General features: G+C 44.6%; 10 protein-coding genes. 4 read left to right on the top strand and 6 right to left on the bottom strand.

Translation table 11 applies throughout. The annotated features are described in order from the left end of the window. Positions 1-79: 79 nt before the first annotated feature. Positions 80-1,288, bottom strand: a complete 1,209-nt coding sequence (locus EV146_RS18715) for an MFS transporter (RefSeq protein WP_132009399.1) — start codon at positions 1,286-1,288, stop codon at positions 80-82. 237 nt (positions 1,289-1,525) lie between these two features. Between EV146_RS18715 and EV146_RS18710 the strand changes: the two genes are divergently transcribed. Next, on the top strand, positions 1,526-2,353 hold the full coding sequence (locus tag EV146_RS18710) for a hypothetical protein (RefSeq protein WP_132009396.1): 828 nt from the start codon (positions 1,526-1,528) through the stop codon (positions 2,351-2,353). 82 nt (positions 2,354-2,435) lie between these two features. On the opposite strand, the gene EV146_RS18705 is transcribed toward EV146_RS18710, so the two are convergent. The 3 genes from EV146_RS18705 to EV146_RS18695 form a co-directional block, all read right to left on the bottom strand. Further along, positions 2,436-4,223 carry a hypothetical protein gene (locus EV146_RS18705; RefSeq protein WP_132009393.1) on the bottom strand — a complete coding sequence of 596 codons (1,788 nt, stop codon included), beginning with the start codon at positions 4,221-4,223 and terminating at the stop codon, positions 2,436-2,438. 155 nt (positions 4,224-4,378) lie between these two features. Further along, positions 4,379-6,340, bottom strand: coding sequence for a hypothetical protein (locus tag EV146_RS18700; protein ID WP_132009390.1), 1,962 nt, complete (start codon positions 6,338-6,340; stop codon positions 4,379-4,381). Positions 6,341-6,364: 24 nt separating this feature from the next. Then, entirely contained in the window at positions 6,365-7,582 is a 1,218-nt protein-coding gene (locus EV146_RS18695; RefSeq protein ID WP_132009387.1) for an ATP-grasp domain-containing protein, read from the bottom strand. Positions 7,583-7,750: 168 nt separating this feature from the next. Here EV146_RS18695 and EV146_RS18690 point away from each other — a divergent pair, with 168 nt between their 5' ends. Further along, positions 7,751-8,317 carry a GNAT family N-acetyltransferase gene (locus EV146_RS18690; RefSeq protein WP_132009384.1) on the top strand — a complete coding sequence of 189 codons (567 nt, stop codon included), beginning with the start codon at positions 7,751-7,753 and terminating at the stop codon, positions 8,315-8,317. 498 nt (positions 8,318-8,815) lie between these two features. Next, positions 8,816-10,423 carry an ATP-binding protein gene (locus EV146_RS18685; RefSeq protein WP_132009381.1) on the top strand — a complete coding sequence of 536 codons (1,608 nt, stop codon included), beginning with the start codon at positions 8,816-8,818 and terminating at the stop codon, positions 10,421-10,423. Between the two features lie 185 nt (positions 10,424-10,608). Here EV146_RS18685 and EV146_RS18680 read toward each other — a convergent pair whose 3' ends face one another. Further along, positions 10,609-11,841, bottom strand: coding sequence for an NAD(P)/FAD-dependent oxidoreductase (locus tag EV146_RS18680; RefSeq protein ID WP_132009378.1), 1,233 nt, complete (start codon positions 11,839-11,841; stop codon positions 10,609-10,611). Between the two features lie 241 nt (positions 11,842-12,082). On the opposite strand from EV146_RS18680, the gene EV146_RS18675 reads away from it, so the two are divergent. After that, entirely contained in the window at positions 12,083-12,430 is a 348-nt protein-coding gene (locus EV146_RS18675) for a hypothetical protein (protein ID WP_241993958.1), read from the top strand. A gap of 715 nt (positions 12,431-13,145) precedes the next feature. Here the strand turns inward: EV146_RS18675 and EV146_RS18670 are convergent. Next, positions 13,146-13,613, bottom strand: a complete 468-nt coding sequence (locus tag EV146_RS18670; RefSeq protein WP_132009372.1) for a YxiG family protein — start codon at positions 13,611-13,613, stop codon at positions 13,146-13,148. Positions 13,614-13,630: the final 17 nt, after the last annotated feature.

Raw genomic sequence — 13,630 nt, 5'->3', positions numbered from 1 at the left:
GTAACGTTTTTGAAGCGCTGTCATATCCGCAAAAAAAAGCCTGACACCCATAGAAGGCGTCAGGCTCCGGCCAATTATATTATTTTCCTTGAAGCGCGTGCCTTTTTATCACAGGGTTAAACGCATTTGCCCTCCGATAAGCCAGTCCGCCAGCTCCCAAAAGCAGGATTCCAGTCAAAGCAAACACGGTTTGAGCTGGAAAAATCCCCCCGATCAAGCCGCCAGCGATCGGCCCGATCATTCCGCCAACTTGAGTGGCCGTCTGGTTCAGGCTAAACGCCCTCCCTCTGAAATCCTCCTGAGTAAATTTTACAATCAGACCGTTTAATGCGGGGAAGACGGCACAGAAGAAGATGCCGAAAGCAAAGCGGGCTATGGAAAAGCCTACTATATTGCTGAATACGATCTGAGACAGTGTTCCGAGTCCCCCGCCCAGGAGACCGATGACCAGGACACGGTGAAAGCCAGCCTTGTCCGCCCATTTTCCCCAGAAGGGAGCAAATATTGCACTTGCGATTCCAGGCAATGCAAACACAAATCCGGCGAGCATTGCCGCTTTATCCGACGAGCTCCCCAGCTCCACAATATATAACGGCAAGATCGGTTCGATCGTCATAATGGAAGTTGAAGTAACCACCGTTAAGACGAGGACCATCATGAACGGGGTGTTGAGTCTCGCGGTTTTCAGGTCTTTTTTTACAGAGCCGGGTTCTTTGCTTGGCTTGAAGTTCTCTTCCTTGACAAACAGGATAATCAAAACCGTGGAAATCAGCACGATGATCCCCGCACTGGCGAATGCCATCCTGTTTCCTACCCATTCAGCCAGTATCCCTCCCAGGAGTGGTCCAACGATTCCTCCGGAGGCGGAGGCAGTCGAAATCATGGACAAGGCATAACCTACTTTTTTACCTGGAGTGTTTGTCCCAATCAGCGCGATGGCGCCGGGAATAAAACCTGTCAGCAGTCCTTGCGCAATCCTGAGTGCCAGGAGCTGATAGGGATTGGTAACAAAAGCCGATAAGGTATAGATGATGAACAGAAACGAACCAGCTCTGATAATTGTTGGCTTTCTGCCATATTTGTCAGCAATCCTTCCCCAGAACGGCGAAGCAATCGCTCCCGCAAAGAATGCAGCACTGAACAATAACCCCGACCACATCTCAATATGGTGTTCTACTCCAATTTGCGGCAGAAAGATGGGCAGGAAAGGAATCACCATTGAAAAACTTGCTGATGTAAAAAAGACACCAAACCACAGAACCAATAAATTTCGTTTCCATACTTCCATACAGTTCGCTCCAATGCATAAATAAGAATACTAGATTTTATTTTCCCATTTTTATCTTATCATACTGAAATTTTATTTCTAGACCCGAAACATCATTGAGGGATTAAGGAAAATAATAGAGAGCCACATTGGTTATGAATTTTGCAAGTTCATATTTCTTTCACAATTTTCAAGCTCACCCCCTGTCCAAATTCCGCTTCCATTCCTATATAGAGAGTGAAAGGATGGTGCAAAAAAATGAAAATCAAATCGGGTATCATTGACCAGTTCGAACACTATTCACATTTTGCCTCACTTAAGGAATTCAACACCCATATGGAATTGTGGCTGGCAGTTTATAAGTACGAGTTTTCTAAAGGAGAACTGGTCGGCTTGAAGCGGTTAGCTCGTTTCGCTGCAAAAAAGCCAGGTGTCTGCAATGCCAAAATCGGCACGATGTTAAAAGCGATTCATGAAGAATATGCAGGCAACGGGATTTCCCGGTCTACTTTTAAAAGAATGATTCAGCGTGCAATTTCACTTGGAATCCTGACGGTGCATGAAACGGAAAGAAAAAATGGATCTCAATCCAGCAATCTTTATGTATTTAATCGTTTTCCTGCCAGTGAACCACCTAAAGAGGAAAAGCTGAACCACCCTAATAAAACTATCAGTCTTCCTAAAACTAAGAATCAAGAAAATAATAAACGTAAAGAAAATGTCCATACTGACACAACTGGAAATTTTGAGGTTAAGCAACCTGATACATTAGACGACACTTTTACCAGTGACCGGATCCCTGTCCCGTTTAAACAGGCTGTTGCATACTTTTTTCCAGAGGTAAGAATCATTGAGGAATACTGGAAAATGGCGAGGATTGCAGCCTATCGCAACAATTATGAGAACGACTTGGAGAAGGTCGTTGATACTGCCATTCCCTCTTTCAAGCAAATGATCAGCAAACTGAAAGCAGGAAGCGTGCGGAATCCAATTTCTTATTACTTTGGAATTTTGATGAAAAAATTTGAGGTCCTGTATTTTGAGGAACTGTTTGACATGGGGTTTTGTGAGGGGGAATGGAGTTAAAAATTAAAACCGGGGAGCGAAGTCCCTGATGTTCATTCGCTTCCCGGCAGCAGAAATATTTATCTTCGTTGACGTTCCATTTTTACAGCGGATAGTGGAATGCGTAAAGACAGGTCAGGAACTGTCCAAAGGGCAATGAGGCCTCTCCAGGCTTTTCCCCGTTCCCTGCGACGCTTGTCACCATATCCTTTCCCCAGGTCTGCTTGCTGTCATTATTGGGGTTATAGAAATATACCCGACTATGGCCGTCCTGATCCTTGGCAATTCTCTGGATTAAAATCGCATGGGCACCAAGGGGCTCACCTTTCGAATCATAAATGATGATGCCCGCGGGCTGGGGAAGCCATGCTTCCAGGAAATTGTTCCCGGGGTAATAATAGCTGGTGAAAAGAAGATCAAAATCCGGGCGCTTTTCCCGCTGTGCAAATCCTTCGAGAACTCCCTGATGATAATATGCAGGATTAATCCATTTATGGACATCCTCTGCCCGGCCGATTGCACGATTGATCATTTCGGTATAAATAGCATGAAGGTGCGGAATGATGACAACAGATACAGGGTCCAGCGGTATACTGTTATTCAGCTCCCCAGGGCTAAGGTACAGCGAACTTATAGGTTTCCCCTCAAATTCGAGCTCAAGATACCCCTTTGTGATCGTCTCGATATATCGGTCCATTAAAAATAACGGGTTCTTTTGGGACCAGTAGCTTAATGCCCTGGTGGACTGGCAAGTTGGATTATATCCCTGGCCAACTCCCAGCGGCAGCCCCAAAAGCTGAATCATCCCTGTTAGGATGAATGGCTGAACCATCTCTTCCCCGCAGGAATACACATCCTTTATCCGTGAAGCGATTTTCCTGCATGGCTGGTTATCGAGCAACTTGCAAAGGGTGTAAACGAGTGCATCCTGGAAATCGGGACGGTCCATTAGACAAGCAAGTCCATAGATCCCCTGCCTGGTACCAGTCCTTATCGAAGTATCAATGAGAAGGCTAATTTCTTTTTGACAGGAGCGAAACCGCTGTTCTCCTGTCTCGTTAAGCCCAAATGCTGCCGGGAGCAAATCGGGATTTTCTTTGTTCAGGAACTGGATCAGATGACAATGCCGGGTGGACACCAGCCCGGTAGCCTGCATCTCCTCCCCCATTTCCCTGCAAGCAAGATTCAATTTTTGTTCCGAAAGTTTCCCCCATACCGGAACATCAGTACGGACTGCCCTTGCAAAAACCTGGAATTCGCCTGGCATGCCATTCATTTGCTCGCAAAGCTTTATGCCTGAGTGAATCAATGTCACAATTTTATCCGTCATGATTGGACGCTGGACCGTCAGTTTCTCGATTTCCTGGAGCATTTTATCCAGCAGGCCAAGCGGTGATAAATGTTTTAACAGGTAGTTATATAGAAGGGCAATCTTGCCTTCGTTTTCATTTCCTTTTATGCGTGCCTCTTCCGTTTCGGTCGGAAACAGGCAGTCGATGTTCTGGGCAACCGCTTCATTCAGGAACTTTTTAGCTGCAAAAGGACTTACGTTATTCACTTTGTACTGTCCCAGGGCAATCGAAAGCATCCTTAGATTGCTTAATGCTTCAAAGACAAAAGAACGGCCGCCAGCTTTAAGCGTTCCATGAACGAGGGAAGGATTTAAGGCTGAAGGGTTTTCCCATGGCCGGCCAAGAAACAGCAAGGATTCATCAAGATGCGGCGCAAGAAGCATCAGGGTATCGAGACCAGGTTCAGTGGACAGCAGCGGTGCTGCCTCGTCTAAAAATTGCATTCTGCCGGTTTCCATTGACTGAAAGTCGCCGCTCTTTATGCGCACCAGGGCATCCATCAGCTTCCCATAACAGCTTAACTCATTAAATAAACCCATTCTCTGCTTCCTTCCAAAAGTATTTACTTTATCATACTTGCCAAACATTAGGAAGGATACAACTTTTTTAATTATTCAAACTATTGGCTAATGTAAAAACGGACTCAAAAGGATCGTTTTGCAACATCCTTTCAAGTCCGTTTTCCGCCGTTCTATTACAGCCAGGTGTAATCCTTGCCCCAGCTATCTTTCGCTAATTGCTCCGCTTCTTCCACAAGAGAATCATCCACTAAAAATAACTCCCCCTGCTCATATGGATTGTAGTGGAAAGCGTACATTCTTGAGACAAATTCCTGGAAAGGAAGCGAGGATTCGCCTTCTGCCTCTCCGTTTCCCTGCACGGAAGGCTCGATGCCTTGTCCCCAGTTCTGTCCGCTGTCATTATTAGGATTATAAAAATAGATCCGGTACTCCCCTGCTTGATCCTTTTCAATCCTTTGGATGGATACAGCATGCAGTCCAAGCAGCTTGCCATGCACATTCGTAATGAAGATGCCTACAGGGTTGGGATAAATCAATTCGTACCCTTCGTTAAAATCCGGATGGTGAGTCGCATAAAATAACCGGACAAACGAGCCATAATTCTTCACACCCAGGGTCAGCGGATCAATCACATTGGAAAATCCCTTTGGAATCCATTCTCCGTAAAATTCAGGGTTGACCCATTTATGTCCATCCTCGCCACGCAGCAGTGTTTTTTTCATCATTTCATTATATATTTTATCAAGATGCGGGACCAGGACCACGGACACCGAATCCAATTCCTGATGGATCTCGTCCGCCACCCCTCCTTCCACACTGCTTGAATGGATGGTCTCCCCTTCAAAGGTTATATCAATATCGTTATCCCTGGCCGCTCTGGCAATGTACTCCAGCAATTGGCCGGTTCCGTGCTGTGACCATAGGCTGATGGCCCGGGCGGACTGGCAGGTTGGGTTCAAGCCTTGTCCAACTCCGAGAGGCTGCCCCAGTACACTGATCGTTCCCGCCAATAATACTCCATTCGCTGTCATTCCATTCTGTTCGAATTCTGGTTTCATCAGCGCCTTTTTTACGTCTGGATGGATATTCAATTCAAACAGGCGCCGAATGGACGGCAAAAGATGATCCTGTGTCAGGACGCCGCGGTTCAGCATTCTGCCCAGTCCATAGATCGACTGGCGTGTTTCCGGCCAGATGGAAATCTGGATGAGATCACGCACGAGCTCCCGATTGGCGTTGTAGCCGGCCGTACCAGTTTCATCCAGCTCCAGGGCAATCGTTAATAAATCCGCTTCAGCCCTGTTGATAAACCGGACGAAAACGGCGTGATGAGGGGAAACCAGCCCGGTCGAAATCATTGACTCCGCAAAAGCTTCCGCCTCTTTTTTCAGGTCTTCTGATGCCAAGTCCTTTAATTTGATCCGATAATCCCTGAGTGACTGATATTCCCTGCTTAAGGGTGAAGGAAAGGTTAGCGCCCTTGTATATCCAGCAAGTGCTGATTTCTGATTCTCATCAATATCGGCTTCCATCATATGCCGTGCCATCTGGATCATTTTTTCAATCCGGTTGGTCATGATCGGCCTTTGGACGGCAAGCCGGTCAATTTCACTGACAATTTTACCGGCAATCGCATTGAACGATAACTCGTCGCCAAGGAACCGGAACAATCTTTGCGCCCTTTCAATATGCTCGCCAGTATCGAGCCGTGCTTCTTCTGTTTCTGGAGGAAACAGCAAATCAAGATTCAGGGCCAATACCTCGTTTAAAAACGACCTGGCTTCCTCTGGAGAGATTGCTTCGTGGTCATAATCTCCCTTTGCAATTGCGAGGATCCGCAGTTCGCTCAACAGTTCGACAATAGAGTTTACTCCCTTAAGCTTAAGCGACCCGCCTACAAGCGGGGGCTGCATTTTCGAAGGGTCCTCCCATGGACCTCCGTTAAAAACACCGGCCCCATCAAACCGTGAAGCCTGTTCATACAAAAAGTGAAGCCCCTGTTCATTTGCTGCTAGATCGATTGCCGTTTGAAATACATTTGTCTGGTACATACTTTTCGCAAAAGGCTTCGCCTGCTCAAGTGCATGAAGGGCATTCTCAAATTTTTGCTTATATAATTCTATTGTTCCGCTCAAGCCTTTTTCCTCCCTAGATCAACCTTATAGATAGAAATCATATTCCTGGTATTCTTTTAACAAAGACCGGATTCGTTCGCTGTCATCCCCGAAAAAGAAGATGGTTCCATAGTGGTTCCCGAACCCGACCCTTTCAGCTACTTTGGAATTTACCGGGATGAACATGTCATGTTTTTCAAAATAAGGATCATTTTTAAGCTTCTCGGGTACATTTAATTTCTCAATCACATTAACCTTTGGATAGACCATCAGGCTGGCTGCATAGCCGATGGCGGAAGTGACCTCTTCAGGGAAAAAGGCTCTGAGTTCCTCCTCTGTCGTGTCAGGATCACTGCACAGAATCTGAGCCTGGAACGCACTGAAGCCATATGCTTTTTCAATCAGTTCAAAGATATGCCCTCCGGGAACCCTTGCTGCCACTTCACCAAAATGCAGCTTGCCGTCCGCTGAAATAAAATATTCTGGGTGGATGACTCCATATTTTATCTCAAAAGCATCAACAAGCTTTTCTATTTCGTCTTTAATCATCGGTCTCCATTCCTCTAGAGAAGGGGAGGCGGGAACAAAATTCGAGTGCCCCAGCTGCACGTATTCCGTTATATTTAAGAATTGAACTTTTCCATCATGGATAAAGGCCTCGCAGGAAAACTCCTGGCCATCGAGGTGGCTTTCCATCAGACATGGAAACTCCTGGTCTTCCATTTCATCGATTTCACGCGACTCCGTTATCATCCTGTGCCCCACAGCACCTGCCTTGTTTAGCGGCTTCACATGAATCGGGTCATTCAAGTCGCCGTCAATCTTGATCAACGCTTCATTGACACGCTTCAAAAACCTATGTACATCTTCCTTTGAATAAGCCTCTTCGAAAACACCAACCCGGATACCGGCCATCTGGGCTTTGCGCTTCATCAGCCCTTTATCTCTTAAAAGCAGTGAACGGTTAAAAATACGTGGGTCATTCATCAAGCGTGCATTCAGGGCTCCCGCCCACTCGACGGTTTCTTCGTAAATTGGAACCGCTGTCTTCACATTCAATGAATCAAGCTGCCGATAGAGTTCATCCGATTTTTCATTAATTCGTTCAAACTTCCAGGGAACGAATGTTATCTCATTTTTATCGGCAAATTCCTGGTAATCTGGCGGACCCACCACCACGAAAGGCTTATTCAATTTATCCGCAGCCTCAATGGCCTGCAGGCTCCAGCCCAACAATGCAATCCTTTTCTCATTTGTCCCCATATGCTCTCCCGCCTCATCAATAGTTTTATAGAATGGTAACCCCTAATCTATTTCCATTTTTTTCTGCAGCTAAACTAGCTTTTTGCTAATATTTGGTTTATTTACTAAAAAATTTAGGTATATAGAGAAATAGTTGTCAGATAACTTCACAAAGGAGCCCAAAATTCCATGGAAAAGTGGTATCAAAAACTGACGGACTATTTTCCGGCAAACGAAATGAAATCACAGGAGCATATGAAAACACTTTTTAAAGATAAAGAGGGAATCTATGTGAAAGAGGAAGGTCCTCATCATGTCCTCGTCTATCTTGAAAAAGAGGATTTTATTTTCATCGACTACATACTGATTACAAATCTTTCTCGTGGAAAAGGGCTTGGCAGCAAAATAATGGATGTTCTGAAACGGAAAAATAAACCGATTATCCTGGAGGTAGACCCGGTAGATACAAGTGTCCCGGATACCAGCAAAAGGCTAAGGTTTTATGAACGGAATGGCTTCAAGAAAGCAGAAGGGATTGAATATAAGAGAATCCATGCAGTGACGAACGAGCTAAACGAAATGAATATCCTATACTGGTCCTCCTCTCCTCGCTCCGAGTGCTGGGTGTTCGATAGAATGCAGATTGCCTATGAACAGGTGCACGCCTATAGAGCCAGGGAATTCTACGGAAAAGAGCCTCAGGGTACCAATGAGGTGCTGTACTATAAAGAGAAGTCATATCGGACAGCTTATTAGCAAGCCCCCTTTCAGCCAGCTGTACACTTGACCAAATAACCACATGTTTGGTCAATATCTTTTCAGAGAGCTTTACCCAGGGGACCAGACTGCAGACATACTTGAAGAAAATCGGGCTTGTCTGCAGTCTTTTCTTTTATTCTGAGAGAATGGAGGCGGGACGCACGCTTTCTTGGCTCTTTATGCACCGGCTTGGTCTCCCCCTCTCCCTAAGTATTTCTTCGCTCCTTTCACTTCACCGTAACCAGGTCCACATCTACTATAAATAAATTCATTTAAAGATGTTTATTGCGTCCCCCACCGTATCCCTTGGCTTATATGACTGCTAAAGCTGGGACAGCGGGCTCGGGCTTCCAAAAACTGCCCCGTCCCTGATGTGTAATTGAGAGATAAAAAGGATGGCTGCTGCCCTCTATTTCTAGTAATTTCTATAGAACTTTCATCCAATAATGATTAAAATAGTCATATTGTAGTTTCGAGAGCGTAGGTGAAAGATAGATGAGGGAGACAGAGCCACTTTACATTACCCGATCAAAACAGATATGCAGGGAAATGGGAATGGATCCAAATGAATTGGCCCGTCCAAAACGGTTTTTGACGGATGAAAAAATAGAGATGAAACGAAAGGAATACAGCGAGATTTTATCTGTGGTCAGTTATTTCTCAAATAAGCTGGCAGGTTCGCTGGAAGCCCCTATTTTGATCACGATAAGCGATGCGGAAGGATACTTGCTGGAAATCACGGGAAATGAATTAATCAAATCGACCGTGGAAACACTCGGGATTAAGATCGGAGGTTTGTTTGCGACTGAAGATACAGGCACCAATGTCATTAGCCTGGCCCTTGAGCAAGGGCACCCCATCAGCATTATAGGCGAAGAGCACTATCATACGTCTCTTTTTGAAATAGCTTGCTATGGAGCCCCTTTTTATTATAAAGATGAAAGTTCCTTGCTGGGATCGGTCTGCATCATGACTCCCATCATGTTTCGCAATCCATTGCTGCTGAACATGCTGTCTCAGACGGTTGAGACGATTGAAAGAGAATTGCTTCTTAGAAAACAAAACCGGCAGCTCAATATTCTCAATCAAATTTTGATCAGCAGGACAAGAAATGGAATTATGATCACAAATGAAAAAGGAATCATCATCGAATTTAACGAATACGCAGAGGAACTGTCCAAGCAAAGCAGAAATTCCGTTTTGGGCAAGTGTATCTATGACTTAATGTTAACGGGAAGTTATTATAAAAGAGTCCTAGAAGGGGAAGAAAAGTTTGAAAATGAAGAATTAAAATTCACTGCCGACGACGGCAGCCAGATTGTTTGTTTATTTGATATCCAGCCCATCTATGAAAACAATAAATTAATCGGTGCATTTGGCCAGTACCGGGACATTACCGACCGATATGCAATGGAGGAAAAGATAAAAGAGGCAGAAAAGGACGCACTTGCAGGCCGTATTGCTGCGGGTATTGCCCACGAAATCAGAAATCCGCTGACAACGGTGCGAGGATATTTGCAATTTCTTCAAAAGGAAACAGACGACAACATCTCTGAGCTTTTCTCCGGCTTACTGATTCCCGAGATCGATCGTGCAAATAAAATCATTTCTGATTTCTTAAGAATCTCAAAGCCTTCCAGAACAAAATTCGAAAGTATTCCCGTTAACCAGCTGATAACGGATTATATCTATAAGTTTCTTAAAAGTGAATCCTTCCTGTACAATGTGGATGTTGAAATTGAAATAGACCCTTCAGCCCAGAATCTCGAAATCCTGTGCAGCCGTGAAGAACTTTTACAGGTGTTCATTAATTTATTCCAAAATTCACTGCACGCCAAAAGAGATGTCCCGCTCAAAATTAACATCCAGGCAATCAGGGTCGACTCCAGCGTTCAGTTTATCTTCAGTGATAATGGGAAAGGAATTTCCAGTGCTGCTTTGACTCACATATTTGAACCATTCTATTCAACAAAGGATGAAGGCACAGGACTGGGTCTGGCCGTTTCCCGGAAAATTATTGAAAGCCATGGTGGAAGTATGCATGCCTCCAGCGATGGTTCAGGCACCAAATTTATGATCGAAATTCCTTATGTCCAGCAGTAGGCGCTTGCTTCCATTTCCGCTGCATGAGGGTTTCCTCTCCCTGCAGCCAGAATGATTCTTGCTCCACGAAATTGTTATGGAACAAGAATCGCTGATTATATTTAAAGGCTGCAGATTCCTTCCTTGTTCAGAGAATGCCAGGCTGCGTCCTGCCAGATAGAAGCGATGACTAAAAGGATGCCAAGTTAAGACAGGCTGTTCATGATCTTGACCAGTTCGTTTTCAAAATCTGCAGGTTCATTTGCGTAGTTATAGATTCCAAGCATCTTCTCGATGGCGGAAGGATGGGCGGAGACCAGTTTATTGACAGCATCCTGCTGTTCGGTGATGATTTCATTTTTGGAAAGCTCACAGCCCATATAAAAACGGACCATGAACTCAGACTCCATTGCTTGCTGATAGTCGGCCGCAACTCTCCCCCACTGCCGGCTCCAGCCTTTATTCCCAGCTAAAACACCGGCAAGGATTTTCGCTCCGCAGAGGGCATCATGGATCCCCTGGGCCATCCCCGGATCTTTAAAGCAGATCGCATCCCCTACAAGTGCCCAGCCTTTGCCCATCCCTTCATACCAGTAGTTGTCATACCCAAGCAGCCCCTTGATTGGCTCGGCGAGTTTCGCTGCTTTTAGCCGGGCAGGAATCGTGGTGTTGGAAAACTGTTCCGTCAGCAGCTCCCTCATACTGTTTTCCGGGTTTCTTTTAAAAAGGTCTATCAAGCTCTTATTTTCCAGAGGGAAATTCGCCACCACAACATAGAGATCATCACTTGTTGGAAAAAGAATCGCCATGTTGTCCTTTCTTTTATAAACTTCAAATTTTGGATCGTTTTCATGCTTGAAACCCGAGAAATACCCAAAGTAGATGGCCACAGTCGACGGGGAGCTAATCTTCAATTGGCTATTTGCAAGCCTGCGTATAGTCGAGTTTCTCCCATCGGCACCCACAACAAGTGAAGCAGAATACGTTTGTTCTGTACTCGAAGAATCCTCCCCGATTACACCGGCTACTGCATCGCCATCGTACACTAAAGCCTTGACGCGAAACTCTTCCATTACCGTGATATTATCATGGGATCTAGCATGCTGAAGCAAAAGATGATCAAGATAAGTTCTCCGAATACAATAGGCGGTATCCTCGCCGTCCACCACGGGGATAGGCCCTTCAATGACTCTGTCCTCAAACTGGAATTTTATTGCTTTCACCGGGGTGACATTGGTTTCCAGCAGGCTGTCCATTACACCGATCTCCCTCAAAATGGCTGCCGTATTGTTAAAAAAGGTATTGGTCGACAAGGTATCGCTTGGAAATGCAGCCCGGTCCAGCAGCAGCACCCTCAAACCTGCCCTGGCCAGGTAGATGGACAAAGCAGAACCCGCACATCTTGCGCCTGTAATAATGACATCATAGCTTTTGTTCACTGTCTCACTCCATTTTCTTTCATAAATTCGTTGTACAAGACCATGCTGGAAAAACATAGGATGTAAAATTAATATACTATTAAAAAATATGGTCTGGCACTCCAAATATGCAGATTTATAAGGTGCCAGAATCTAAAAATTCTGTATCTCATGAAGGTGCCTCTTCCGATATTTTTGTTTATTTTCCCCTCCCTTGGGAATTATGCTTAATAACTTACCTCATACTATAGGAGTGATTTCATTGGCCAAAAATAAAAACAAAATGAAAGAAAAAGCACTCTCTGCCGTAAACAAAATAAAAGCTAATATTAAAGAAACCTATTACAATATAGCGGATATTCCCTCCGCGTCTGTCCAGCAGCTGGCCGATTTCATCCAGAAACACCCCGAGACACAAGTTACAAAAAAAGAGCTGCTGGGAGTATCCTACACTTTTTATCGTTTAAATTTGTCCGATGAATCTTTTTATCTGGAAACCAACTCTACCCGGATCCTGCAGCTGGATGGATTCTCAAAGGGAAATCAATTTGTCGAATACAGATCCTACCGGGATTCGTACAAGCTGAATACTCCGATCAAATTAACCTGATTACGAGATTTCACAAACTTGTGACCGTATGTTTTGGTTCCCCTTATTATCCCGCTAAGACTTGGGAGCACCCTAGGTTAGAGGGCTAAACGCTTGGCTCCTTCACTTCAGGAGGCCAGGGAAAGCTTCTGTTTCAATTTAGTCCTTCATGTGCATTATGAAGGATTTTTTATGGGGTTAGGGCAGTCATTTTCTATAGTCCCAGCCTCTCACTCTTTTGGTTCCTCCCATCCATTCCTCAGTTGAGTCTTCATCGGCTTGATGAAAGACCTTTTCCTCCCCTCTCTGCCCCGCTTGGGTCTCATCGGTCTGATGAAAGACGATTTCCTCCTTTCATTTCCTCGCTTGGGTCTTCATCGGCTTGATGAAGACCTTTTCCTCCCTTCAACTCCCCCGCTTGGGTCTTCATCGGCTTGATGAAAGACGGTTTCCTCCCTTCCATTCCTCGCTTGGGTCTTCATCGACTTGATGAAGACCTTTTCCTCCCTTCAACTCCCTCGCTTGGGTCTTCATCGGCTTTATGAGGACGGTTTCCGCCTTCTTTCTCCTTTATATTTGTCTTCAATCGATTATTAACATCGTCATTCTTCCTGTTTCTTTGGGGATACCGATGGCAGCAGGCCTTCTCTTCATAGTAAACTCAATAAGCAAACTAAAAAAAGGCAGCAAGATTGCATGCCTTTTTTACAGTTCTAATCCAAATATCCAGTTGATCTTAATATGGGTTTCTTAGCTTTTCTTCATCACAAATCAAGTTACTGAACGTCTTTTCGTTAATGGTCACACAATTTGCCTCTACAAAAAAGTGGTCCTTGTTGTTCACCTGGAAGTAGAAATTTGTAGAGGAGTTTATGTTCTCGATTTCAGTCAATTCTTGGTCAAGGCTTTTAATTTTCACAAAACCAAAGCCATCTGGATGGTAGCTTATCTCTGAAAGCAGCATGGGATCTGTCTCTGTCCATTCATTTAACCTGAATTCTGAATCTTGCTGGATATACAAGGATAAGACCTGTTCAAATTTTATAAAAGTCTTTAGAATATCGGCATTACTTACACTTACTAATTTTAAGCTAAGAGTTTCATTTAAATAATTAACCTGTAAATCACTAATATTCCAAAAATCAGCCTTTTCAGCTAACAAGTTGTTGATTTCAATAGCCATTTCTTCTCTGTTTTTACTCATTTATCATCCCCCTCCCA

The sequence above is a fragment of the Mesobacillus foraminis genome, from assembly GCF_004340465.1.
Lineage (GTDB): Bacteria > Bacillota > Bacilli > Bacillales > Cytobacillaceae > Mesobacillus_B > Mesobacillus_B foraminis.
Note: the sequence above shows the minus strand (reverse complement) of the source record. Positions and strands in the feature narration are given on the sequence as shown.